The 25,211-nt window shown below is 45.4% G+C and carries 25 protein-coding genes and 1 riboswitch; of the genes, 4 read left to right on the forward strand and 21 right to left on the reverse strand.

Going from position 1 to position 25,211, the window contains the following annotated elements:
• Positions 1-114: 114 nt before the first annotated feature.
• The 7 genes from E6W40_RS13255 to E6W40_RS13285 all read right to left on the reverse strand — a co-directional run bounded on the left by E6W40_RS13255 (position 115) and on the right by E6W40_RS13285 (position 5,817).
• Positions 115-999, reverse strand: a complete 885-nt coding sequence (locus E6W40_RS13255) for an IS3 family transposase (protein WP_168928788.1) — start codon at positions 997-999, stop codon at positions 115-117.
• Positions 921-1,265: a helix-turn-helix domain-containing protein gene (locus E6W40_RS13260; protein WP_246072784.1), complete on the reverse strand. Its 345-nt coding sequence runs from the start codon at positions 1,263-1,265 to the stop codon at positions 921-923. The genes E6W40_RS13255 and E6W40_RS13260 overlap by 79 nt, the downstream gene beginning before the upstream one ends.
• Before the next feature lie 118 nt (positions 1,266-1,383).
• Positions 1,384-1,731, reverse strand: a complete 348-nt coding sequence (locus E6W40_RS13265; RefSeq protein WP_136605882.1) for a hypothetical protein — start codon at positions 1,729-1,731, stop codon at positions 1,384-1,386.
• Between the two features lie 112 nt (positions 1,732-1,843).
• Positions 1,844-2,239 (reverse strand): thioredoxin family protein, encoded by a 396-nt coding sequence (locus tag E6W40_RS13270; protein WP_246072994.1) that lies wholly within the window; start codon positions 2,237-2,239, stop codon positions 1,844-1,846.
• Positions 2,240-2,502: 263 nt separating this feature from the next.
• Positions 2,503-4,095 (reverse strand): amidohydrolase, encoded by a 1,593-nt coding sequence (locus E6W40_RS13275; protein WP_136605883.1) that lies wholly within the window; start codon positions 4,093-4,095, stop codon positions 2,503-2,505.
• A gap of 171 nt (positions 4,096-4,266) precedes the next feature.
• A complete protein-coding gene (locus E6W40_RS13280; RefSeq protein WP_136605884.1) occupies positions 4,267-5,157 on the reverse strand; it encodes an aldo/keto reductase in 891 nt (296 codons plus the stop codon).
• Between the two features lie 153 nt (positions 5,158-5,310).
• A complete protein-coding gene (locus E6W40_RS13285) occupies positions 5,311-5,817 on the reverse strand; it encodes a GNAT family N-acetyltransferase (protein ID WP_136605885.1) in 507 nt (168 codons plus the stop codon).
• Positions 5,818-6,107: 290 nt separating this feature from the next.
• On the opposite strand from E6W40_RS13285, the gene xerS reads away from it, so the two are divergent.
• Complete coding sequence (gene xerS / locus E6W40_RS13290; protein ID WP_136605886.1) at positions 6,108-7,187, forward strand: tyrosine recombinase XerS; 1,080 nt, start codon at positions 6,108-6,110, stop codon at positions 7,185-7,187.
• Positions 7,188-7,259: 72 nt separating this feature from the next.
• On the opposite strand, the gene mobB is transcribed toward xerS, so the two are convergent.
• From mobB to E6W40_RS13330, 8 genes are all read right to left on the reverse strand, one after another.
• Positions 7,260-7,811: a molybdopterin-guanine dinucleotide biosynthesis protein B gene (mobB, locus tag E6W40_RS13295; RefSeq protein ID WP_168928919.1), complete on the reverse strand. Its 552-nt coding sequence runs from the start codon at positions 7,809-7,811 to the stop codon at positions 7,260-7,262.
• On the reverse strand, positions 7,808-9,082 hold the full coding sequence (locus E6W40_RS13300) for a molybdopterin molybdotransferase MoeA (RefSeq protein ID WP_136605888.1): 1,275 nt from the start codon (positions 9,080-9,082) through the stop codon (positions 7,808-7,810). Before E6W40_RS13300 ends, mobB begins: the two co-directional genes overlap by 4 nt.
• 105 nt (positions 9,083-9,187) lie before the next feature.
• Positions 9,188-9,958 (reverse strand): DUF4247 domain-containing protein, encoded by a 771-nt coding sequence (locus E6W40_RS13305; protein WP_136605889.1) that lies wholly within the window; start codon positions 9,956-9,958, stop codon positions 9,188-9,190.
• A 10-nt stretch (positions 9,959-9,968) separates the two neighbouring features.
• The gene (locus tag E6W40_RS13310; RefSeq protein ID WP_136605890.1) at positions 9,969-10,475 is read right to left on the reverse strand and encodes a DUF4178 domain-containing protein; all 507 of its coding nucleotides are present in this window, start codon (positions 10,473-10,475) and stop codon (positions 9,969-9,971) included.
• Positions 10,476-10,525: 50 nt separating this feature from the next.
• A complete protein-coding gene (locus tag E6W40_RS13315; RefSeq protein WP_136605891.1) occupies positions 10,526-10,930 on the reverse strand; it encodes a DUF350 domain-containing protein in 405 nt (134 codons plus the stop codon).
• A 115-nt stretch (positions 10,931-11,045) separates the two neighbouring features.
• On the reverse strand, positions 11,046-11,714 hold the full coding sequence (locus tag E6W40_RS13320; protein WP_136605892.1) for a PspA/IM30 family protein: 669 nt from the start codon (positions 11,712-11,714) through the stop codon (positions 11,046-11,048).
• Between the two features lie 94 nt (positions 11,715-11,808).
• Positions 11,809-12,159 carry a prenylated flavin chaperone LpdD gene (gene lpdD / locus E6W40_RS13325; protein WP_246072995.1) on the reverse strand — a complete coding sequence of 117 codons (351 nt, stop codon included), beginning with the start codon at positions 12,157-12,159 and terminating at the stop codon, positions 11,809-11,811.
• Positions 12,160-12,310: 151 nt separating this feature from the next.
• Entirely contained in the window at positions 12,311-13,333 is a 1,023-nt protein-coding gene (locus tag E6W40_RS13330; RefSeq protein ID WP_136605893.1) for an NADH:flavin oxidoreductase/NADH oxidase, read from the reverse strand.
• Between the two features lie 210 nt (positions 13,334-13,543).
• On the opposite strand from E6W40_RS13330, the gene E6W40_RS13335 reads away from it, so the two are divergent.
• A complete protein-coding gene (locus tag E6W40_RS13335; protein ID WP_484217473.1) occupies positions 13,544-14,362 on the forward strand; it encodes a polysaccharide deacetylase family protein in 819 nt (272 codons plus the stop codon).
• A gap of 97 nt (positions 14,363-14,459) precedes the next feature.
• Here the strand turns inward: E6W40_RS13335 and E6W40_RS13340 are convergent, their stop codons facing one another.
• The 4 genes from E6W40_RS13340 to E6W40_RS13355 form a co-directional block, all read right to left on the reverse strand.
• Positions 14,460-15,122 carry a 3D domain-containing protein gene (locus tag E6W40_RS13340; RefSeq protein WP_136605894.1) on the reverse strand — a complete coding sequence of 221 codons (663 nt, stop codon included), beginning with the start codon at positions 15,120-15,122 and terminating at the stop codon, positions 14,460-14,462.
• 8 nt (positions 15,123-15,130) lie between these two features.
• Positions 15,131-15,286, reverse strand: a riboswitch (cyclic di-AMP (ydaO/yuaA leader).
• A 275-nt stretch (positions 15,287-15,561) separates the two neighbouring features.
• Positions 15,562-16,284, reverse strand: coding sequence for an amino acid ABC transporter ATP-binding protein (locus E6W40_RS13345; protein WP_136605895.1), 723 nt, complete (start codon positions 16,282-16,284; stop codon positions 15,562-15,564).
• Entirely contained in the window at positions 16,271-16,930 is a 660-nt protein-coding gene (locus E6W40_RS13350; protein WP_136605896.1) for an amino acid ABC transporter permease, read from the reverse strand. The genes E6W40_RS13345 and E6W40_RS13350 overlap by 14 nt, the downstream gene beginning before the upstream one ends.
• Before the next feature lie 85 nt (positions 16,931-17,015).
• The gene (locus E6W40_RS13355) at positions 17,016-17,828 is read right to left on the reverse strand and encodes a transporter substrate-binding domain-containing protein (RefSeq protein WP_136605897.1); all 813 of its coding nucleotides are present in this window, start codon (positions 17,826-17,828) and stop codon (positions 17,016-17,018) included.
• A gap of 599 nt (positions 17,829-18,427) precedes the next feature.
• Here E6W40_RS13355 and E6W40_RS13360 point away from each other — a divergent pair.
• A complete protein-coding gene (locus E6W40_RS13360) occupies positions 18,428-20,176 on the forward strand; it encodes an alpha-glycosidase (protein ID WP_136605898.1) in 1,749 nt (582 codons plus the stop codon).
• Between the two features lie 78 nt (positions 20,177-20,254).
• On the opposite strand, the gene glgA is transcribed toward E6W40_RS13360, so the two are convergent.
• On the reverse strand, positions 20,255-21,691 hold the full coding sequence (gene glgA / locus E6W40_RS13365; protein WP_136605899.1) for a glycogen synthase GlgA: 1,437 nt from the start codon (positions 21,689-21,691) through the stop codon (positions 20,255-20,257).
• A complete protein-coding gene (gene glgB, locus E6W40_RS13370; RefSeq protein ID WP_136606988.1) occupies positions 21,688-23,721 on the reverse strand; it encodes a 1,4-alpha-glucan branching protein GlgB in 2,034 nt (677 codons plus the stop codon). The genes glgA and glgB overlap by 4 nt, the downstream gene beginning before the upstream one ends.
• 197 nt (positions 23,722-23,918) lie before the next feature.
• On the opposite strand from glgB, the gene E6W40_RS13375 reads away from it, so the two are divergent.
• Entirely contained in the window at positions 23,919-25,139 is a 1,221-nt protein-coding gene (locus tag E6W40_RS13375) for a glucose-1-phosphate adenylyltransferase (protein ID WP_136605900.1), read from the forward strand.
• The last annotated feature ends 72 nt before the right edge of the window (positions 25,140-25,211 follow it).

Raw genomic sequence — 25,211 nt, forward strand, 5'->3', positions numbered from 1 at the left:
AAGAACAGCAGGCCCGCTGAGTTGGAATGTCAGCGAGACCTGCTGTTCTTTTCACAAAAAAGCACTCAATTCGATCATGGTCAAGACCCCATTTAGTGGACATTGAAAAAACACCTAGGCTGCAAACTGGCGCCGGTACTGTACCGGCGTCAGTTTGTTTAATTTACGCTGCGGTCGCCTTTGGTTGTAAAATTGTATGTACTTCTCAATTCTCCTTTGTGCCTCTGCCAGATTTCGGATATCATAGGGATAAAGCCCTTCCGTTTTGAGATGCGAGAAGAAGCTCTCCATGGAGGCGTTGTCTAGGCAGTTGCCCCGGCGAGACATGCTGATTTGGGCGCTAACCTTTGGCAGCATGTCGTGGTAAGCATGAGACGTGTACTGGAACCCTTGGTCGCTGTGAACGACCAATCCGGACACGTCTTTTCGCTTAGCAAATGCTTTAGCGAACGTCTGAAGTACCAGTTCATTATCGTTACGTTCGCTAAGTTGGTAGGCCACAATCTCGTTATTGAATAGGTCTTTCACTGCCGAAAGATACAGCCAGCGCTCGCCTATCCGGTATTGAGTCACATCCGTCACCCATTTCTGGTTTGGTTTTTCGGCTGTGAAATTTCGCTTAAGCAGATTATCAGCCACGCGCTCGGCAGCCTGGTATGTCATATTAAATCGACGTTTCCGGCGAATGCTGGCTTGAAGACCAAGCTTTTGCATTAGGCGCAGTACTTTCTTGTGATTCATCCATACACCTTCATCCTGCCACAAGAAAAGTTGGATCTGACGGTAGCCATACTTTCCTTCGTAGCGTTGATACACGGTGCGAAGGAGTCGTTTAGCCTCGGCATCTCGGTCATTCTTCTTCCTCTTCAAATACGCGTAATAGCCACTTCTAGAGACGCCAAGGAGCTTGCAGTGTTCGGCTACTTGGCCGACATTCGCTGCTTGTTCGATAAGCTTGAAGCGCTGTTCTTTCCCTCCTGCATCCAGATTTCCAAACACTTTTTTAGCATCGTATTCTCCCGTTTCAACTGCTGAACATATCGCTCTTGATCTAAATATTCCTTCCGCCTTCCTCGTTGATCCAGTAAACCAAACTCACCCTTTTCACGGTATTTTCGCATCCAACGCTTCATCCGACTCTGGTCTTGGATTCCCAAATGATCGTTGATTTGCCGATACGTCCATTTTTCCTCTACGTGCAAACGGATTGCCTCCATCTTGAGTTCCTCAGAGTACGTCTTAAACTTTTGACCTTTTATAGCCATAAAAAATACACCCCCTAGAATTCATCGGTTAAACCAAGGGGTTTTTCCAATGTCTATTCTAAGGGGTGCACTTCAATCATCCCATGAGTGCCTTTTCAATGACCATTCATTTGTTCAACTACTTCTTATCTACCTGCAGCAGTGTAATCTGCTTAAGCGCATAGGTATCCTGAATCCGTTCTTCTTTAATAACCCCGAGCTTGATCAGCCCGGCGATTTTCGATGAATCCGATTTGGACAGCATCCGCCACAGCTCCAGATCCGGCAGAGCTTCATACAGCTTGGCATCATCATAATCTTTTCGGGACTGTGAAACGAGCTTGACCCGGTAGGCTCCTGCTGCAAACTCCGAAGTTTCTTTCTCCTCACAAAAGGTCATGATCTGATCGCGCAGTTCCTTGAGCTCCTGCTCGGTTTCCTTTTGCTGCTGCTTCAGTTGATAATATCTTTTGACAATCTTGTCCATGCCAAAATCACTCTCCCCTCTTCTACATTTATATGCAGAACAAGGCTCGGAATAGGACATTATATGAAGTTAGAATACCTGCTATTCGTACTGCTCGGGTTCTTAAGCCATTTTATTGCAGCGCTTCACTCCAGCCTTGAAGCTGCTTCTCCACTTCTCCCATAAGAATAAACCGGGACTGGCGAAAGACTTCCTTGCCTTCCATGAACAGAAGCAGTGTGGGAGCTGTAAAAACGAGATATTCACCGGACACCTCCGGAGCTTCTTCCATCCGAATATAGATGCCCTTAACTTGCGGAAAAGATGGCAGCTTGTCATCCAGTTTGGCCATGACACTGTCACACACACCACAATGATCTGTTTTGATCAGCAGTAAGGTTAATGGAGCCTGCTGAATCTGATCTTTAATTTGATTCAGAGCGGTTAAATGCTGCACAGTAAGCACCTCACCTTCTTCTTTAAAATATCTCAATATACCCACATGGGTATATTCGGAGTTTACTCTCATGATGATCCGTTGTCAATGAATCTTAACTGATTCATAGGTAAAGATGAACGTATTCATCTCTAGTTAACATAATATTATTTACGTAATCCGACTCCCTTTTACACCCTATTGTCAATAGATGTGATCGTTTGTTGGTTACGTTATATGGTGCTAGAAAGAACCACACATATAAGTTTTACTATTATGAATTTTTCATATGATGAAATTATTACCATAGGGCTCAAATATGCTTTGTTATTTTGTTCGACGTATCCAGCTTTCATTTATTCGTTTTGATATACGATGCTGCCGTTAACTACGGTCATTTGAACAGAATTTTGAAGCAATGCCTGAGGTTCCTCCTGAAATGGATCCCTGCTTAAAATCGTGAAATCCGCAGCAAAACCTTCTTCAATCTTTCCCCGGTCCATTTCATGAAGAATGGCATGAGCACTTCCCGTGGTATACAAGGATATGGCTTCGTACATGCTGAGTCTCTCCTCTTCCCCATATACTGCAGGTTGATTCGGTTTGGTTCTCGTGACTGCCGCATGAATACCTTCGAGCGGTGACACCTTCTCAATCGGTGAGTCGGAGCCCCCTGCACAAGGTATTCCCTGGTTCAGCAGTGTTTTCCAAGCATAGATTAACAGGTTTCCAGGCTCTCCGATCCGATCCATCACCCAAGGAAAATCTGAAGCGACGAAGCTTGGCTGAATATCCGTTATCAACGGCATCCTTTTCATCTGTTCAACCAACTCCGGACGCAAAATTTGTCCATGAATTAGCCGGTCTCTCTTGCCTTCCGGACATGGATGCTTCTCCAAATACCGGAGTACTTTTTCTGCCGCCCCATCTCCGATCGTATGTGAAGCTACGGACATGCCATGCTTTCTCGCAAGAACTATCAGCTCCTCCAATTCCACATCACTATGGACAGCGATACCGGATGTTTCAGGCGCATCCGCATATGGCCGGCTGAGTAATGCAGTTCTGCCACCAAGCGCCCCATCTGCAAAGAGCTTCATGGCTCCAAATTCCAGCATCGGGGATTCGATACCCTTTCCTTTCATTTCCTCCAGCCATTCATCCAGCGCCAAATGATGGACAAGCAGATGAGCTCTAAAATGCTTTTCATGCTCATGAATAACGGTATTAAACGCACGCATCGTGCGTGCACATCCTCCATAATAACTTAAATCCTCCGTATGACAGCCTGTTAAGCCGTTGGACCAGCAATCTTGTATAGCCGCAGTTAATGCCGCCTCCAGATATTCCTCTGTTACACCCGGTACAGCTTCGAGTATAAGGTCTTGTGCTTTTTCCTTGAAGATTCCGTTTAATGTTCCTTCTGTAGTTCTGCCCAGGACTCCTCCTGCCACCTCAGGGCAGCCTTCTTTGATATCTGCAGCTTCAAGTGCAGCAGAATTAACTGCGATAACATGCCTGCAAATTCTTCTAAGCAGGACTGGATGTCCTGGTGCAGCGAGGTCCAGCTGTTCTCTCTCAGGTAAGCATGAATCCACCCAATTATTCTCATTCCAGCCTTCTCCGATGATCCACATGCCCTCCGGTAATAGTTCTGCCTGACCCCGAACTGCCTCCAGTAATTCCTCCCTGCTTGTACAGCTGCCCAGCTGCAGCTTGAGGAATGTCTCCCCATGTCCAATCAAATGCATATGACTGTCCACCCAACCGGGGAACATCACCCCGCCGCCAAGTTCCTGAACTTCTGTGATTTGCCCGCTGTACTTCTGCATTAACTCGTCCAGCTTACCGATCTCGCGAATGGTTCCGTCTTCAGTAAATACAGCTTCGACCGTTTGAAGCTCCTTCTTCATCGTGTAAATCGTTCCGCCCTTCCAGATCGTTCCCACACCGTTCTCCCCCTTATCTCATTTCATTATTATATTTCCAGGATTATATGATTTCCCTCACAACTATTATGAATTTTTCATATGTTGTTTTTTTATAATGTTATAAGTGAAAAAGCTTGGCCTGTACAGGCCAAGCTTTTTTGCGGCTGCCTTGTCTGCATGCGGGTTAAATCAGGTTTTCCCCACCCAGTCATCTCCCGCGACTTCCTTCCAGCGTGCCCGGATTTCCTCATACACTTGTTCGGGCAATGAACTGGTCTGCAAAAGCTTAGCATTTTCGGACCATCTCCCCGGCTTTTGTGTCCCGACGATGGCCGTGTCCACGCCAGGTATAGTAAGTGAGAACCGCAGTGCTGCTGCAATCGCCTGTTCATGGTCTGCAAGGAAATCGTACTGGAGCTCCTGCAGCCTCTGCCAGTATACGTACGGATAAGCCTTTTCCGATAGTGTCTCGTAGGTCCAGGCAACGTTTGCTACCGGCCGTTTGGCGATTATGCCCATACCTCTCTCTCTGGCTTCAGGCAAAGTCAATTCAATCGCTTCCTGATCAGCAATATTCAATGAGATCATGAGGCTGTCGAACAAACCGGTTTGCACAGCATATAATGCGTCGGTCCGGTCTCCACTGTAGCCAATGAAACGAGTCTTCCCCTGTTTCTTTGCTTTTTGCAAAACCTCGATCACAGATCCCTGTCGCAATATCTTTTCCGAGCAGCTGTGCAGATGTATGATATCGACGTAATCGGTCTTCAGCCGTTGTAGGCTGCGGTCAATACTCTTTTCCAGCATGACAGGATCCCAGTCTTCTTCTTCAAAACCGGTTGCATGCCCACACTTCGTAAATAAGTAAAAGTCATCTCTGCGGCCGGATAATGCCTTCCCGATCAGCTCTTCACTATCTCCGTAGCATTCTGCCGTATCAATAACATTTAGACCCGCGTCTAGTGCATGGTTCAGAAGCTCCTCCACTTTGGACAGATCATTTTCCTGACCAATTTCAGAGCCTCCGAAGCCTAAAATACTAACTTCCATTCCCGTTTTCCCAAAAGAACGCTTTTCCATCTTCTTGCCTCCTTATTCATAACACAAAAATATGAACCAGGTCCTCTCAAGCAGTAAGCGTAATTCTATATTACCCCGCTTTGGGGAAATAACCTGTAACCTGATTTAAAAGCCGTATATACTCTTTCCGCCATACCCAAGTTCAAAACCTATTTAATTTATGCTATTCATCTTTTGTGACGTGAAATACTGACTGATGTGTCCATGAATCGGACTTATCTTTTCTTCAAACTGCTGATCCGTATATGTACCGATGACTTTTCTCCAAAAAGCCTGCGCTGGAGCATTCGTCTTGACTTGGGTGACTTTCCAGCGGCCCTGGAAACGGTCAAACAGCTCGCGTGCTGCCCAGCTTCCCATACCGGAGCGGCGGTATTTTTGCATAACAAAAAATTCAGTCATATAAAAATCACCTTCCTCCGGGTCTACCAGACGGTCCACCAGAGCAAATCCCGCGGGAATATTACCATTTGTCATCAGAAAAGGATATTTACCTGATCCTCTTTTCCAATAATCATCCAGACCCGGATAGTCAGGAAACACGCCATCCTGATTCACATCCAGATTCTGAAACAGTGTGAAATCATACAAATACAGCTGCATTAAACCGCTGATCACCTGTTTTCTTCGTGCCGGAACCAGATCCATTCTGAAATCCATGAGTCCACCTCAATTATGTACATCGTCTCATATTAACTATATAACTTTGATCCTTATGGAGCAAGGTTATACCCATAGACCCCTGAAAAGATGGTTTCAGAGCACCTTGCTAACCAATATGGTAAAATATACTTTATAGGAATCAATTTCATAATACCTTAGGCCGCTTCAATCAAGGCTATATATATATCCAAACGATTTTATTGGTCTATATATTGTTTCATTTTTATCGTTTTAGTGAGTTATGAAATTGATTTATAGACCTACTCAAAAAATGAGGTGATGCCCGCATGAATGTACAAAAAGAAGTTGACCGGATCAAGCTAGATGACAAGGTACTGGGCATGCCGTGGTTTGTCCAGCAATTTATCGACTACAAACTGCCTGACCTGTCTCCCTCCACTTTGCTCGAATATGTAAGGGACTACGAGACCTTCTTTAACTGGCTTCGAGGTGAAGGACTATCCAAAGCTGAAGCTAACAAAGAAGTTACTTTGCAGGAGCTCGAGGTACTCCGGATGGGGGACGTGGTCAGCTACCGGATTTTTCTTACGACAAAACGGGAGGGCACAAATTCCCGGATCACTGTTTCCCGCAAGCTGTCTTCATTGAGATCCTTATTCCATTATTTAAGCCAAATCGCCGAAGATGAAGATTTTTATCCCCTTCTGAAGCGCAATATCATGGCAAAAATTGAAATCAAGCGAATCCATAAACCAAAGGATACCGCTGCCAAGCTTAAAGGAAAAATCCTGGAAGAGGAAGAACTGCTGGAGTTCATCGGCTACATCCTTGAGGGTTATGCCAAAGATGTGGAGAAAAATAAGCAGGCTTTGTATTCGCATGAACAGAACAAAGAGCGCGATGCCAGTATCACAAGCCTGATATTGAACTCTGGTCTCCGTGTATCCGAGGTAGTCAATCTGAATGTTGACGATATCGATATGAATAACAAATTACTGTATGTCTACCGAAAAGGAAATAACGATGAAACCTTCAAAACACCGGTGTACTTCCGGGAACAGGCCAAGGATGATTTGAACGCCTACTTGAACCTGCGCCAAACCCGCTATAAAGCACCTAAAAGAGAAAAAGCGCTTTTTCTTGCGCTGGCCAACGGGCATACTGAAGGCAGTCGTATGACCAAACGTGCGATGCAGGCCATGATTATCAAATATGCAAAGCGCTTTGGTAAGCCATTTCTAACGGTCCATAAGCTCCGCCATTCGTTCGCAACCGATTACTATTTGCAAAATGATATATACAAAACAAAAGAGCAGCTTGGCCACGCTTCTACAGAGACAACGGAAGTATATGCGCATCTTACGGATAAAACCATGTCCGAAGCCATTGAGCGGCGTACGGATTAATCCCAATTCCATATTGAAACCTTTTATTAAAAAAATCCGATCTCCCCAAGGAGACCGGATTTTTTTACATGCTTATATTCGTTTCTGGAGCCAATCCGTCATCTGTTCAATATCATCTTTGCCAAAAACAACAGGAAGTTCTGTTGTTTCTTGATCCATTTCAGCAAGAGTCTCCTCTTGAGACAGCCAGGTTACCACACCTAGAACAGAGCTGAGATTCTGAATCAGCTCCCTGTCTTCCGTTCTCCGTACCATAACCAGCTTGGGATAGTTCTCCTTCTTAAAGCCCTCAACCAGAATGATATCGTAGGAGGAAAAACTCTCAACGAGCTCGTCCAGATTAATTTCCACCTCTCGAATCACAGCCGTTTTACGTGGGGATACCAGAGCAATAGCCGAAGCGCCGGCTGCACGATGACGATATGAATCCGTACCGGGATGATCTATCTCAAAATCATGAGCGTCATGCTTGATCACAGCTACCCGGAAGCCCATTGCTTTTAATCTTTCAACAAGAGAGCAAACCAATGTTGTTTTTCCGCTGTTTTTGTATCCAACAACCTGACATACAAACGGCTTTCCTACTACATTCTGATCAGGATGAGCCTTATTCACAGCACTCACAGTGTATTTCCTTTCAATAGCAGAATTTTCACTTTCTCACCTGCTGGTGTTACACTTTTGGCCGGTGGAATAACGATCAGACAGTCACTATCCTTAATCGTCACCATAACGCTTGATTCATCGACCTTGGCCGGAATGGCATAGAGCATACCATCTCTTGCCTCAACCCTGCCTCTTACATAACGGGTAAAAGCATTCACCTTGGTGTAATCCTGTTCAAGGACTGCTGTCCATTCCGTCAAATAAGGCTTATCACAGCCAATCACCCGCAGAATGAACGGCCGTACAAACAATTCAAAGCCGACAAAACACGCACCCGGATTGCCCGAAAGAGCGAACAGCAGCTTGCCGTCTTTGACAGCCGCGGTAGTAACGCTTCCGGGTCTCATTGCAATTTTGTTATAGAGCATGTCCACGCTGTCACTCCGAACGAAATCGCCCATGATATCATAATCGCCCACGGATACGCCGCCGCTTGTCACCACAGCATCATATTCCTGCATGGCTTTTTCCACCTTTGCTTTTGCCAGCAGCAGATCATCCATCACAGCCTCCAGGATGAACGGCTCACCGCCAGCTTCGCGCACTTGAGAGGCCAGCATATACGTATTACTGTTGCGGATTTTCCCAGGCTGCAGCGGCTCATCCACGGTTAACAGCTCAGAGCCGGTTGAAAATATAGCGATGCGCGGTTTTTGGTACACAGTGACCTGATGCACGCCGAAGGAGGCCAGCACAGATATTTCACCCGCCTGAATCCGGCGGCCCGGACGGAGCAAAACCTCCTCCTCGTGTACTTCAAACCCGATTGGAGTAACATTCTTGCCTTCCTCGATCTTCCGCTTGAGTCCCAGCTGAGTGTGTCCCTCATACTCACGCAGCTCAGTCATTTCCAGCATGACGACAGCATCCGCACCTTCCGGAACCTGGGCACCTGTCATGATTCGTGCAGCAGTTCCAGCGGTAATCTCGTGCTCTGAAACAGAGCCGCATGGGATTTCATCAATCACGTCCAGCCAGACCATCTGGTCTGAACTGCATCCCAATGTATCCTCTGACTTAACGGCATATCCATCCATCCCCGAGCGGCGAAACCGTGGGAATGGATGCGGTGCTTTTACTTCCTCGGCCAAGTAGCGACCGTGACTTTCCTGTAAAGGGATTTGCTCGGTTGAACCGGGTTTTCCGTACGCGGCAAGCAGCTCTTGCGCCTGCTGAACCTGCAGCGGCTTGCGGTGAAATTTATCGTATTCTTCCTTGTTTAGTTTCATGTAGTAAACACCATCCTTTATTTCGATCCAGTATAAGATGAACATTTAATTATATCATGACACAAAAAAACGCACGAATCCATGCTTCGTGCGCTGCTTATTGTGTTATCTTCGCGACCTTCGCGTAATTTTACCGGAACCGACTCTCGTTTTCGGTTTGGTATAGGATTTTTTCGGTGAGTCAAACAAGCCGCCAGATCCAGTTTTCCCTCGAGAAATGCTTCCTTTACTGGACTTCGATGAATCTGTATTCCGGTCAAAAATGCTGCCGCCTGAACCAACGCTTGTATCTCCATTATTGGTACCACGGCGGAAGATTGAACCTTTCTTTTCTACCGTCAGAGGAGGAGCAATTTTCTTGTCATTGGTGGTAGGAGCATGGTATGTCCCCTGCTTGGGTTGGTAAATGTCCCGGCTGGAATAACCCCTATACCCGCCACCCCCTCCGCCAAGCGAGTCAAAAAGATGACCAATTACGACCGCAGTGAGATATCCTTTCAGAAAGCTAGAATCATAATTCTTTTGGACATACTGCTGGGAATCGACTTCAATCAGTGTGTCGCTTTCTTTTTTGGGATCCTTTTGCAGATGATAATATTCATTTCCATAAACGAGAAACATCCGTTCCGTATCTTCTTTAGAAACTTGATCAGGCTTTTTCTCATCCGTTAGTTCTTTTGCCACTTCCGGGACGGTCTTATCCGCAGCCCGATATACGTACGAGGTCGCACTGCCGTCGCGATTTACCGATTCCAAGGGATAGCTTTCCTTGACATTCGGTGAACCGATCCCGCACCCGCTCAGCAGTGACATGACGAGGCTGATAACAAGTGCGATTTTCAAGCTTAGCAGCGACCGTCCCTGCCGTCCTTTCATATGATCACTCCTAATTGGCCCGGATGACTTTTACATCTCCCGACAGCACTTTCTCTCCTTCATACAGCATAAAGCGTCCGTTCTGCCATTCAATGCGCACCAGACGGTAATCATCGGATTGATATTGCCACACATGCTGCTCCCCGCCCTGGGTAAAAGGGGTTTTACCATTCACCAGCACATGGCCTTCATACTCCTCTTCCAGGAAAAAGGTTCTATCGTCCAAATCCAGCTCTGTCGGTACTTCGCTCGGATTGTCGAGACGGCCATCCAAAGGCGTATAGAGAGAGTATTGAACCGTTTCACGTTCCTCGATATGCAAATAAGCGATAGCGCTTCCGTCCTGCAGCGTCAGAACTACGGCGTTACGTCCACGGTTGTGTACACGGCCTGTGACCTCATAGGTAACAAGTGATACTTCGCAAATATCCCCCGGCATGAGAGCCAGCATGCTTTTTTCCGCCTTTGGCGGTTCGGGCTTGGTAAACAGATTGCCAATTCGTTTAAATACGCTCATATGTTATAACTCCTTATGTTCATAAACTTATTCTGTGAGGATCCTTTACTTTATAGGCATGCGGTAATAATTAACGCGCCAACCATATGAAGCGAACCCGCGAACAACCCGTAACCAACCTTCCCTTGCTGCGTTCCCACATCAAGTTCCAGCTTTGCCCATAGTCGCAGTAGAACACGGACGATTGCCTCTAGTACAAGCAGGATCAGGAAAGAAATGATGGACACCATCACAGCATCAAGCAGATTGTTGGATGTACTGATCGAAGCCGAAAGGATGTACCCCTGAGCCAGCAGCTTCAGTACAAGGCGTGTCGTTACTGCCATGTTTCCTGCCTTGACTTCCTCAAAGTCCTTGTATCTTGTGAACAGGGAATCGACAAACATGAGAATAAAAAGGAGCAGCGCCCCAGATCCTGTCCATACCAGAATCCCCATAATCGTATTAAAATCCATGAAACGTGCCTCCACCAGCTCAGGTTTTTATCTTATACAGCAGGAACAGCGAAGGAGGACATTTGCATGCAATCCCCTTCGCTGCTTTAAACTTACGTTCTATTGGTCCGTTTTATTACTTGTTCTCGTACTGTTTCATCAGCGCAGCGAGCTCGTCGTCAACCGCTTTGTCCGTACCGATCTTTTCAAATTCATCATCAAGGGATTTGGCTTTGGAGGACATTTCGTTGCTTGCTTCGGCTTGCGCCTCCATTTGCATCATTTTTTCTTCCATACGCTTCATGCCGTTTGAAGCACTGTCCGGGCTGAAGCCTTGCATTGCTTTATTAATTTCAGTTTGCGCCTTGGCAGCATTATAACGGGCAACCAATGTTTCACGTTTATTTTTCATTTCGGTCAGCTGTTTGCGCATCTCATCAAGCTTGCTGCGAAGATTATCTGCTGCTGCTTTGTTTTGGTCATAACTTGCTTTGTATTCGGCCATTTTTTGTTCAGCAGCATTCTTTTCCTCAAGCGCACGGCGGGCTAAATCAACATTTTGTGCTTGTGCTGCCGTATGTGCCTGCTGGGTACGTTTTTCAACCAGAGCTGCTTGTTCCTCATACAGCTGCTTGAATTTCTTCTCAATAGCAATTTGTGCTGCTACCGCTTTCTCCGCATCTTCAAGATCTTCAGTCATGTCACGGATATATTGGTCTGTCATTTTTACCGGGTCTTCCGCTTTGTCGATAATTGCGTTAATGTTAGACATTGTCAGGTCACGTAATCTTTTAAAAATAGCCATTTTGTTATTTCCTCCTAGAAAGGTTTAATGTTGTTCTTATGATATTCATTTACGCAGCAGCTTTGAAGTCGTTTCAAAATTCACAAAAAATTTTTCATTTGCTTTTTTCAGTCTTAACGGTAATATACCTGTCAAACATTGAATTTGCCTCCGCTACAATCTCTGAAATCTGCTCACGGTTGATACCATCATAATGGATTCCTGCCGCCACGGTAACGGTGATGCCTAGCGCTTCTGCTGCTTTCTCCGCCATTTCCGCGGCCAGATCATGCTCCCGATGTCCTGGCAGATCTATCGTCTGCACCGTAGCCTCCTTGGCATCGTCACAATAATATGCGGTAGCTACAGCACCAATATGGGCTGATCCGCCGGTTATAACGAGCAGAATGTCTTTTCCGACGGGGACCTCCTCGATCCGTATATCCCATTTAGTGCTTGGTACCATGCTGCCGCCCCTCTTCATTGTAATCATTCATCAAAAACATTCCAATTTCTTAAATACCATTTTATAGGATATTACGCATTTCGTACAACGATGAGAATGGAAAAAGGGCATAGACAGATCACCTGCCCATGCCGTCGTCTTCACTCTTATATTAAAAGCCCCGTAAATATTGCTTCGGTATTTTCCCATCACCTTGAAGCGCTTGGGATGCATGGAGCGCCCAGTAAGGATCTTTCAGCATTCCCCTGCCTACTGCCACTAAATCTGCTTTACCATCCAGCACCACGTTTTGCGCGTCTTCAAAGGCATCTAGACGTCCTACTGCGATAACGGGTACATCCAGCTTGTCTTTGATATGCTCGGCCAGCTCCACTTGATAACCTGCCCCGGCCTTCGGCCCACCGTTGGCGCCAATATGCCCTTCACCGCCGGAAGAGATATGAAACACATCCACTCCTGCCTCCTGGTAACGCCGGCAGACTTCTTCGATATAATTTACGTCATAACCGCCGTCCACATATTCTTTGGCTGAAACCCGCATGATAACCGGCATATCCTCAGGCACAACCTCCCTGATCGCCTTTGTCACTTCTACACCAAAGAGTGGCAAATCCTGACCGTAAACATCATCGCGACGGTTGGTAAGCGGTGAATGGAACTGGTGGATCAGGTATCCGTGCGCACCATGAATTTCTACCGTATCAAACCCGGCTTCAACTGCCCGTCTAGCCGCTTCTTTATATGCCTGCACCATTTCTTCTACCTCTTCGGTAGTAAGGGCGCGAGGTATTTTATATTTTTCATCGAATCGAATGGCTGACGGAGCTACTGGCGGATTCGCATCCTCCGCTTTTCGGCCGGCATGTCCTAACTGAATGCCAATTCGTGTTCCATGGGTATGTATCTCGTCCACAATTTTGCGGTATGCGGGGATGTGCTCATCGCTCCAGATCCCTGTATCCTGATTCGTAATACGTCCATCCGGATGAATAGCCGTCATCTCCACAATGATCAGCCCTGTGCCGCCCACCGCCCGGGAAACATAATGCACAAAATGCCAGTTGTTCGGGATTCCATCCTGCGCTTGCACCGAGTATTGGCACATAGGAGGCATTACAATTCGGTTCTTCAAAGATAATCCCTTTAATACATAAGGTGTGAATAAATCCGCCATGCTTTTTGTCTCCTTTCAGTAAGCTTATATTTGAAGTCCGTATGTTGAAACGGTTCATATGAAACACATTTATTATACACGTTTTCGGAGTAATTATGGAAATGTGGGCTATTTTTAAAAACCATCATAATTCTTTCCAATTCGGGACATAACAGTATAGACAATCACAATTGCTGACAGCAATACCGGGGAAAGGAGCCGCAACCGATGATAAATACCCGACTTGTCAAAGCCTGCGCTGCTATGCTTCTTATCAGCCTGCTTTGGCCTGAAGCCGCTCTTAATGCGGCCCAGCTGGAGGATCCGGCCTCTTCTCATTCGATACAAGAAACAAGCAGTCATGAACAAAAGGAAACACGTCAGGAGAAACAGATTTTAACCTTGGGGCAGCTCATCAAGAAATACCCTGATACTTTCAAAATTCACGGTCCCCATATCAAACAAATCGCATTGACCTTTGATGATGTTCCTGATCCCCGTTTTACTCCGCAAATTCTAAAGATATTGTCCCAGAATGGAGTAAAGGCCACGTTCTTCGTTGTTGGCAGCCGGGCCAGAAAGCATCCAGACCTGGTAGCCAGAATTGTACGGGAAGGACATGTCATCGGGAATCATTCCTACAACCATCCACAGTTCCATAAGCTGACGATGGCCGAATATATGGATCAAATCATCCGGACAGAGAAAATCCTGTATGGCATTACCGGCTATAAGCCAAAATTGATCCGTCCTCCCTATGGTGATATTACGGAGAACCAACTGCGCTGGGCCAGACGCGAGGGGTATAAAATCGTCAACTGGAATGTCGATTCCTTGGACTGGAAAGGCATCAGCAAAGAGGCTGTGAAAAGAAACGTGATGACCACAGCCGGGCAGGGCTCCATCATTCTTCAGCATGCCGGAGGGGGCAGCTCTTCGGACTTATCCGGAACGATCGGAGCATTACCGGAAATCATCCGGGAACTGAAGAAAAAAGGATATACCTTTGTGACTTTACCCAAACTGCTAAAAGTTCAAAAGGACAAATAAAAAAACAAGCAGCTCTCCATTTTTGCAAATGGTAAGAGCTGCTTGTTTGCGTAAAAGCGAAATAGGGTATATATCATTATGTCAGTAAAAAACGATACTATTTAATGAAGTATAGTTGAACGTCCTGGAAACCAAAGTTGCTTACGGATTGCTGACTGCCCGGAACAAAGATATCAATACGGTTTCCTTTAATGGCACTGCCAGTATCTCTGGCCGTAGCTACAAAAGCTTTTTTAGGAAGACCTTCGAAGTTATGTCCTGTGACAAGCACCTTTGTGCCAAGCGGGATAATGGATGGGTCTACTGCGATCGTACCGAGTTCAAGCGGATTACCGAAGTAATCAACCGCACCCCATTTTCCATTCTCGCTTGCAGCTGCAGAATATGCCGTTGCTTTAACATTAAGCGTTTTATTATAAGTAAAGGTTTTTCCCCATGCTTCTACGACTTTTTGATCCGAATTCACATTCAGAGACGCGGTTGTGATCGTTGATGCAGAATCCGCATCCGCATATGCCTTCATTGTGTTGTCACCCGGAATATTCAGCTTAATGCCTTCATAGATGTTCGTCGCTTGTACGTTAGGATTCGCATTCATCAGCTGATTCATATTCACGCCTAATTGTTTCGATAGCGTGTAGTAAGTGTCGCCTTCTTTGGTTACATGTACAGAGTCCGCGTGAATAGGTACGGCTTGTACGGCCAAGGTAATGCCCAATGCTGCTGCAAAAATTTTAACTTTCTTAAATCTCTTCTTCATAGTTCCTCCTTAAAATACATCGATGCCTGCGAGGTTAGCTGTCGGGTTCGGATTGAGGAGACAACCCTACGTTACAATAACGATTCACCCCGAGTGACAATAGTCTTTCACGGTAAAAATTTTCCCCCGCACTTTGCATTCCAAAGTTTTGGCTTACTCAATATATCACAATTTTGTAACCTGTGCGCTTGAAAATGTTACCATACTGCAACTATTCAAGATCTAACTTCCTCTATCAGCTGAAGAATGTTATTAAAATCTCTATAAAAAAACTAGATCTCATGATAATAAAAGATTACATTTTTTTCATTTGGTTAACATCATCAATATTATGTAAACATTAAATTCTTCTTTCTATTTCTTTTCATCAAAAAAAGCTCCGGCAAGAGGTAATCTTGCAGCGGAGCTTTTTTTATGAAGCGTTAGATTAAATGAGTCATCAGAGTACTTTGCTAAGAAAATCCTTAGTACGGCTATTTTTTGGATTTCCAAATACCTGAGATGGAGTTCCTTCTTCCATGATCTGACCGTCATCCATGAATACAATACGGTCACCGACCTCTCTGGCAAAACCCATCTCATGGGTTACGATTACCATGGTCATGCCGCCTTCTGCAAGCTTCTTCATGACCTCTAGCACCTCGCCTACCATCTCAGGGTCGAGTGCTGATGTCGGCTCGTCAAACAGCATTACATGCGGTTGCATGGCCAGCGCGCGGGCAATGGCGATACGCTGCTTCTGTCCCCCGGACAGTTGTGACGGGTACGCATCCTTCTTATCTGCAAGACCGACTGTCTGCAGGAGATCGAGAGCAATCTTCTCAGCTTCCGCCTGCGGCACTTTCTTCACCTTTACAGGGGCGAGCATAATATTTTGAAGAACCGTCTTATGCGGAAACAAATTGAATTGCTGAAATACCATCCCCATTTTTTCGCGTGTCAGGTTGATATTATGCTTTTTATCCGTAATGGAATCACCTTCAAACGCAATCTCTCCGCTTGTCGGGGTTTCAAGCATGTTGAGGCATCTCAGAAATGTACTTTTCCCCGATCCGCTGGGACCGATGACAACAACGACTTCCCCTTTGGCAATCTCAATATTCACGCCTTTTAGGATATTAAGCTTTCCAAACGACTTGTGCAGATCCTTAACGTTGATCATCCGTACTCAACCTCCTTTCGAACAAACCAAGCAGCTTGGACAATGTAAAGGTCATCACGAAATAAATGGCTGCGATAATCAGAAGCGGCTTGAGTGACTCATAAGTAATGGTGGTCACGGCCTGTGCCTGATACATCAGATCAGTTACGCCGATAAAGGATACAATCGAAGATTCTTTAATAATCGTAATAAATTCATTCCCGATAGCCGGCAATACGCTTTTTACCGCCTGCGGAAGAATAATATATCTCATCGTCATTCCTTTGCCCATTCCCAAAGAACGCGCTGCCTCAGCCTGTCCCCTGTCGACGCCCTGGATCCCGGCACGGAATGTTTCAGCCAGATAAGCAGAGCTGTTTATCGAGAGCGTAATTGCACCGGATTCAATGGCTGTTAATTTGATCCCGAACGATACGAGACCGTAATGGATGATAAAGAGCTGTACCAGCATAGGGGTACCTCTAAGGAATTCTACCCATACCGTACCCAGAAACCGCGGAAGCCAGAATCGGGACATCCGCAGCATGGAAACAAGCAAGCCAAGGATAAACCCGCATACCACACCGATCGCTGCCAGCAGCAGTGTATACTGGATGCCATGCCCAAAGTAAGACCGGTATTCCCAGAACGTTTCAAATATATTCATGAAATAGTTACATCCTCCTTCAAGTGTTGCAATCAAAAAAATAGCGAACACTCATCCGCTATTTTTTCTGTAATCGCAACATTACTTATTTTTGAGCAGCAAGATCACTGGCTTCAGATACAAATTGTTCTATTTTCTTCTCTGAATTCAAGCGGTCCAGCGTTTTGTTGATATGATCAACCAGCTCCGTGTTGCCTTTTTTAACACCAATTGCGTAGCCGTCTTCCTTATAATCAGGAACCGCATCAGCGATGGCGAGACCTTTAACATTTTTCAAAAAGGCTTCGGCAACCGGTTTTTCCATGATCGATGCATCAACTCGTCCAGAATTCAGCTGCATGATGATATCGTTAATTTTACTAAGACCGGTAATTTTCGCATTGGGAATTGTCTTGGCAATATCCTCTTGAATGGAACCTGTCTGAATCCCAAACGAGACGCCCTCGAGCGATTTCATCGTCGAATATTTAGCCTTGTCCTGTTCTCTGATCACGACAGCCTGCTCGGCTTTGTAATAGTTATTCGAGAAATCCACTTCCTTCTTGCGGTTCTCATCCGGTGTCATACCCGAGATGACAAAGTCCACACGTCCACTCGATAATTCGCTGAGCAAAGCTTTAAAATCCATGTCCTTAACTTCCAGATTCGCTCCCATATCGGCTGCGATCTGCTTGGCAATCTCAATATCGAAGCCTACAATCTGGTCTTTGCCACCGATCATCTTATGAAATTCATAAGGAGGAAAATCGGCGCTTGTGCCAAGTACAATTGTTTTCGCTTCTGTCTTGCTCCCCCCATTATCTGAAACGGATGCCTGATCTGAATTTTTATCGCCGCAGCCTGCAAGCAAGCTTCCTGTCAGCAACAAACACACCGTTAAAATACCCCATTTTTTCATGATCTATCTCTCCTGTTCACATTCTTCGTAAGTTGTATTAGCCATAGTATGAGCATGTTGACTGATCGTCATCAGCCACTGGAAAACATGTTTTATAGTACAACAGTCTGCATGATTATGCAATGTAATTTTCATACAAATACATTCATTTTCAATAATTTGTAAATCGGAGTATCATTTAAGCATTATTATAATCCTGTGGTTAATAAACGAAAGTCCTTTTGGTACGGGCTTTTGAGGGATTTCTACATTGAATAGGTTGATTTTTTAATATACGTAACAAGTATTTTCCTAATTAATAAAACAATGAATGCTACTCATTAAATATAGAAAATACCCAATTATTACCATGTGTTGGAATGCACTATTACCCATTCCTACATGGTATAACCCATATTTTAACGATTTCTAACGTTTACTTTCATTCATTTATGTATTTTTATAAATTCACAAGGCCTTATTAAGCTAAAGATGTCCGTGTGAGCAATGATGTTTCCATCATCTGTGCATAATAAATACAATGTAAAAGCATTCGGCTATGGTTCATTATTCCGGATTCTCGGTTATTAAATAGCTAGAAATAAACTGGAGGTGTAGTCATGCTGCTCGAAGCTCTTTATCATGTGCCCCGTGACAAATGGGCCTATGCATACGATCCACGTACCATTCATCTGCGTGTCCGCACCAAAAAAAACGACGTGGATACCGTTGTCGCTATGACCGGTGACAAATACGACTGGGACTCGACCTATTTTGAAATCACAATGGAAAAAGCAGCATCCGACGAGATGTTTGATTTTTGGGAAGCATCGGTGCTCCCCAAATACAAGCGACTAACCTATGCGTTCCGTGTAACCGCTGGGACCGAGTCGATCTATATGCTCGACAGTGGAATTTACCATGAATGTCCTGCCCCCACAGGCGGTTATTATGAATTCCCCTACATACATGAAATCGATGTGTTTAAGGTACCGGATTGGGCCAAGGATGCTGTTTTTTATCAAATACTTCCCGAGCGGTTTGCTAATGGAGATCCAGGGAATGATCCAAAAGGAACGCAGCCATGGGGCGGTCAGCCAAAAACCGATAATTTCTTCGGTGGCGATTTAAAAGGCGTTCTCGACCATTTGGATGATCTGCTGGATCTCGGAATCAATGCGATATACTTTACCCCTTTGTTTAAATCGCCCTCAAATCATAAATACGACATCGTAGATTATAAGCAGGTTGATCCTCAATTTGGTGACAATGCGCTGTTGAAAGAGGTCGTGGAGGCCTGTCATGAAAAAGGAATTCGCGTGATGCTGGACGCGGTGTTCAATCACTGCAGTGAGCTCTTCCCCCCTTTTCAGGACGTCCTGAAAAATGGTGAACAATCAAAATATGCCGATTGGTTCCATATCAATCAGTTTCCCGCCCGTGTAGAAAACGGCATTGCCACCTATGATACCTTCGGATTTTTTGGAAATATGCCTAAATTCAATACGGCCAATCCCGAAGTTAAGCAATATCTACTTGATGTAGCGGAATATTGGATTAAGGAAATAAAGCTCGACGGATGGCGTCTGGATGTTGCCAATGAGGTCGATCATCATTTCTGGCGCGACTTTCGTAAAGTCGTCAAAAATGCGAATCCGGAAGCGTATATCGTGGGTGAGGTGTGGAGTGATTCGCTTTCCTGGCTTGTCGGTGACCAATTTGATTCGGTTATGAACTATCCGTTTGCTGACAAGGTGCTCGAATTCTTTAATGGCGGCATGGACGGTGCCACATTCTCTAATCGTATGAGCTCGCTACTCATGCGTTATCCGCAGCAGACAAACGAAGTTGTTTTTAACATGCTGTGCAGCCACGATACTCCACGCCTTCTGACGCGTGTTGGCGGGGATAAAAGGAAGCTGAAATTGTCCGTCGTTTTCCTCTTTACGTATATGGGGACGCCATGTATATACTATGGAGATGAAGTTGGCATCACAGGTAATGGCGATCCAGATTGCCGCAAGTGTATGATTTGGGATCCGAATAAACAGGACCGCGAGCTTTATGATTTCTATAAGATGATGATCAACCAGCGCAAGACCCATAAAGCGCTTCGTGAAGGCAGATTCCGGTTCCTGAAAGCGGATCAAGGCAACCCGTGCATCATCTATGAACGTGCAGATGACTCCATTCACTTCACAATCTGGATGAACAATACAGATCAAAAGCAAACGCTCTCCCATCCAATGGTCACTACGGACTGGCGGGATGCTTTAACGAACGAAAAAGTAAAGCCTGCGGATGGAGTTATGAACGTAGCTCTGGATCCATTCGGTTATCGGATTTTATATCGAAATATTACCAAATAAGCAAGCTGCACACATAAAAGGAGCATTCCAAAAGTCTTTTTAAAAGACTTGGAATGCTCCTTTTTTACGTGGACATTTCTAACTTTTGCCTGTAACCTGTTCGTAAATATCACTATATTCTTTAGCGGATACGTTCCAGCTATAATCCCCGCTTGTTGCATTCTTCACAATTTTATTCCAATGCTCTGGCTGATGATAAAAGGCAACAGCACGGCGAACAGTATGCATCATATCATGTGCATTGATGTTCGTGAAGGTGAAGCCATTCCCTTGCCCCGTAAACTCATTATAGGCATGCACAGTGTCATTAAGTCCGCCAGTCTCCCTAACCACAGGAATACTGCCGTATCTCAAGGCAAGCAGCTGGCTGATCCCGCAGGGCTCAAAATTGGACGGCATCAGGAATAAATCGCTGGAAGCGTATATTTTCCTGGAGAGCGCCTCACTAAAAGTGATTTGGGCAGACATCTTTTGCGGATGACGCTGTCCTGCTTCTCTGAACCAATGCTCATATTGTCCGTCCCCCGTACCCAGAATCACAAACTGCATATTATCATTTGTCAGCAGCTCATTCAGAACTCGTACGACCAAATCCAGCCCTTTCGAATCCACCATCCGTGTCACCATCGCAATCATCGGGATATCGGCTGATACCGGCAGGTTGAGTTCTTCTTGCAACAACTTCTTATTTTCTCTTTTCTTGGATAGGCTTGAACGGTATTTGAGTGCAATATGAGGATCAGTCGCCGGGTTATAGCTTTTGGTGTCTATCCCGTTCACAATACCACTCAGCTTGGGACCAAGTGAATATAGCAGTCCTTCCAGTCCATATCCGTAATGTGCAGTCTGGATCTCGCTTGCGTAAGTTGGACTGACGGTCGTGACATGATCCGAATACACGATACCGCCTTTCATGAAATTGACATTTCCGTAGTATTCGAGGCCATCCGCAGTGAAATACCGTTTGTCCAGACCCAGAAGCTCACCGAGGACATTAAACGGAAAAATGCCTTGATACAGTAAATTATGTATCGTGAAAACGGTCCGGATTTCATAATAAAAGAGATCATGGCGGTAGTGTGCATTGAGCAGCACCGGAATGAGAGCCGCATGCCAATCATGGCAATGGATGACATCCGGCTGAAAGTCTATAGTTTTCAACAGCTGCAGCACCGCCCGGTTAAAAAAGGCAAAGCGTTCACCATCATCCCCATAGCCGTATACAGCATCACGGCCAAAGTAGAATTCATTATCCACAAAATAATAAGTAATACCATCATGCATCAGCTTTTCTATACCGCAATATTGGCTGCGCCAGCCAACCGGAACATAGATTTCACCCAGATGCTCCATTTGATTGCGGTATTTCTCCGGAATTCCCCGATATTTGGGCAGCACGACACGGACATCAACCCCACTGCGGTACAAAGCCTGCGGCAGGGCGCCGATTACATCGGCGAGCCCTCCGGTCTTGATGAATGGCACCGATTCTGCAGCAGCAAATAATACCTTCATACTTCATTTCCTCCTTCATTGGATGCAATGGTTTCTTCAGATCGTATGGATGTACTCTGTTTGCGAGCCGATGCCTTGGAGTTCTTTTTTTTACCTTGTCCTAATTTGATTGCAGTTGGTTCCGATTGACGGCTGACCGGTTCACGCTTCAAGACAATAAAGCTAAGCGGGGGCAAAGAGATTTCCAGGCTGTTTAATTGATCATGCCAAGTTATTTTCTCGGTCAGAATTGGCTCCAAAATAGAAGCACCTTGTCCCCCGTATCTTTCCTCCTCGCTTTGGAAAACAGGCACATACTTGCCGGAACGGGGTACTCCAATGCGGTATTGCCTGCGTTCCACCGGCAGAAAGTTGATTAAAACAATCAACGTATCGCCGGCTTTCTTTCCTTTTCTCATATAAGAGATGACGCTCTGCTTGGAGTCATGCGGACTGATCCATTCGTATCCCTCCAGCTCATGATCCCGCTCCCACAGCGCTTTTTCTTCAAGATACATCTGGTTCAGTTCTGCAGTATAAGTCTGCATCTTCCGGTGTGTATCATATTCCAAAAGCAGCCAATCCAGCTCGTATTGGTCACGCCATTCGATAAACTGTCCGAACTCACTACCCATGAATAGCAGCTTTTTACCCGGATGCGTCATTTGATATCCCAGCAAAATCCGGAGACCCGCAAACTTCTGGCTGTAATCTCCGGGCATCTTACCCAGCAAGGATTTTTTACCGTGAACAACCTCATCATGGCTGAGCGGCAGCGCATAGTTGTCTGAATAAGCATATGCAATCGGAAAAGTCAGCAAGTTATGCTTGGAAGGCCTATCTTCAAATGATGCTTCCACATAATCCAGCGTATCGTTCATCCAGCCCATATTCCATTTGTAATTGAAGCCAAGCCCATTCTCATCCACAGGGGAAGTGACGCCCGGCCATGCGCTTGATTCTTCAGCCATCATCAGTGTATACGGGTAGTAATTAAAGACAGCTGTATTGAGCTTCTGCAAAAATGATATAGCTTCCAGATTTTCAATACCACCAAGCTCATTCAAATGAAATTGTCCTTCTTTTTTCTCAAAATCGAGACGCAGCATGCTGGTAACGGCATCGACCCGGAGACCGTCAATATGAAATAAATCCAGCCAAAACAAGGCATTGGAAATCAAAAATGAATGAATCTCAGGCTTGCTGTAATCAAAGCTGAGGGTACCCCAGCCCGGTTTTTCGGCTTTCAGGGGATCTGCATATTCGAACAAAGATGTTCCGTCAAACATCCGCAGACCATGAGCATCCTTCGTAAAATGGGCAGGAACCCAGTCGATTATGACGCCGATATCGGCCTGATGACATGCATCCACAAGATACATAAAATCTTGGGGAGATCCAAAACGGCTGGTAACAGCAAAATATCCTGTGCACTGATATCCCCATGATAGATCGTAAGGATGCTCAGCCAGCGGCATAAATTCTACATGTGTATATTTCATTTGTTTGATATAAGGAATCAGTAAGTCGGCGATTTCCCGGTATGTGTATAGCGTTCCATCTTCCTTTTGCCTCCAGGTTCCCAAATGAACCTCATAAATATTGACGGGCTTGCTGAAAAGACCCTTCTTCTTTCGCCTCCAGGCTGCATCATGCCAAGCATAACCGTTTAAATCGGATACAACCGATGCGGTAGCAGGACGGAGCTCAGCTTCAAAGGCATAGGGATCCGCTTTTAAAAAACGTTCGCCGCTTGGTCCTTCAATGTCATATTTGTAAAAAGTACCTGTCGTTAAACCGGGGAAAAAGCGAGTCCAAACGCCCGAATCGGGTATCTTATGTAATGAATCCTCAACTCCGTCCCAACCGTTAAAGTCGGATGCCAGACCGACTTGCCGGGCATGCGGAGCCCAAACGGTAAACCGGACGCCTTCCAAACCATCTTCCACAGCAGGATGAGCGCCCAAGATTCTGTAACTGTGGTAGGAGGTCCCTTCATGGAATAAGTATATATCTTCATCTGTCGGCGGCAGTCCGGTTAGAGTGTTTATTTTAGCCAATAAGATCACCTGCTTTATAAATATAGTGCACTTAAACCATTACCCCATTCTAGCCAAAATAAACGAGAAAATGTTTCTTGAAAAATAAATTTGTAATTTTTCAATTATTTTTCAATATAATCGTTTCAGTGGGGCTGACAATCGTTTATGTATGTACTACATTGACAAATTTTTGGGAGGGAAACGACATGAATAAGAAAGAATGCATCGCCATGTTGCTTGCCGGAGGTGAAGGCCGCAGACTCGCACCTCTGACATCCAAACAGGCAAAGCCGGCTGTACCTTTTGGCGGTCGCTACCGCATAATCGATTTTCCTCTCAGCAACTGTGTGAATTCGGGTATCGATACGATCGGTGTCCTTACACAGTATGAGGCAGAATCGCTCCATAGACATATCGGAGAAGGTGAACCATGGGGTCTCCAGAATAAAGGAGAGAACGGAATTACCCTGCTCCCTTCCTACAATACAGGATCCGCAGAATACTTAGGAACAGCTGACGCCATCTATAAAAACATTGATTATATAGACGGTCAACATCCTGAACATGTTCTTATTCTTTCGGGAGACCATATTTACCACATGGATTACAATAAAATGCTTCAATTTCACAAGCAGCAAGGAGCCGAAGCCACAATTTCCGTAATGGAGGTTCCTTGGGAAGAAGCGAGCCGTTTCGGAGTGATGAGTGTAAACGATGAGCTCCGCATTTCTGAATTTGCAGAAAAACCTGCAGAACCGGAAAGCAATTTGGCATCCATGGGCATTTATCTTTTCCAATGGGATTATCTTCGCCGTCATCTATTGGAGGATGCAGCTGACCCGTCTTCCAGTCATGATTTCGGGAAAGACTTGATTCCAAAAATGCTAAACGAGCAAAACCGCATGTTCGCTTACCGCTTCGATGGTTACTGGAAAGACGTTGGTACCGTCAATAGCCTGTGGGAAGCTCATATGGATCTACTGGTCGATGATTCCTCCTGGAAGCTGCATAACAGTGAATGGCCAATGTATTCACGGCCATGGCGCACAAAGGTAAATTCGCATAAGACCAGAACGGGAATGGCAGCAAATTGTCTGATTTCCGAGACCAGTTCGATGGATGGTTCGGCTTATCAATCTGTTGTGTTTTGCGGTGTTGAAGTCGGCAAATTCTCCGAGATCAAAGACAGCATCGTAATGCCAAACGTTAAAATTGGGCGCAATGTCCATATTGAACGTGCCATTATCGGTGAAGGTGCAGTGATCAAGGAAGGTGCAGTCATTAAAGGAACGGCTGATCAAGTGGTTGTCATCGGGCCTTATGAAACCGTACTGCCAAAACCAACGGTTCGTACCCAGCCTTCCCGCTTGCTTCAGGATGTATACGAAAAGACAGGTCGTCTTCGTGCCGAGGGCTTATCCTCATAATATTCGGAGTTACCGGTTCTCATATACAAAAGAGCGAAAGCCGCCACTTGCGGATTTCGCTCTTTTCATGAT

The sequence above is a fragment of the Paenibacillus dokdonensis genome (genome assembly GCF_004916975.1).
Classification (GTDB): Bacteria; Bacillota; Bacilli; order Paenibacillales; family Paenibacillaceae; genus Paenibacillus_AQ; species Paenibacillus_AQ dokdonensis.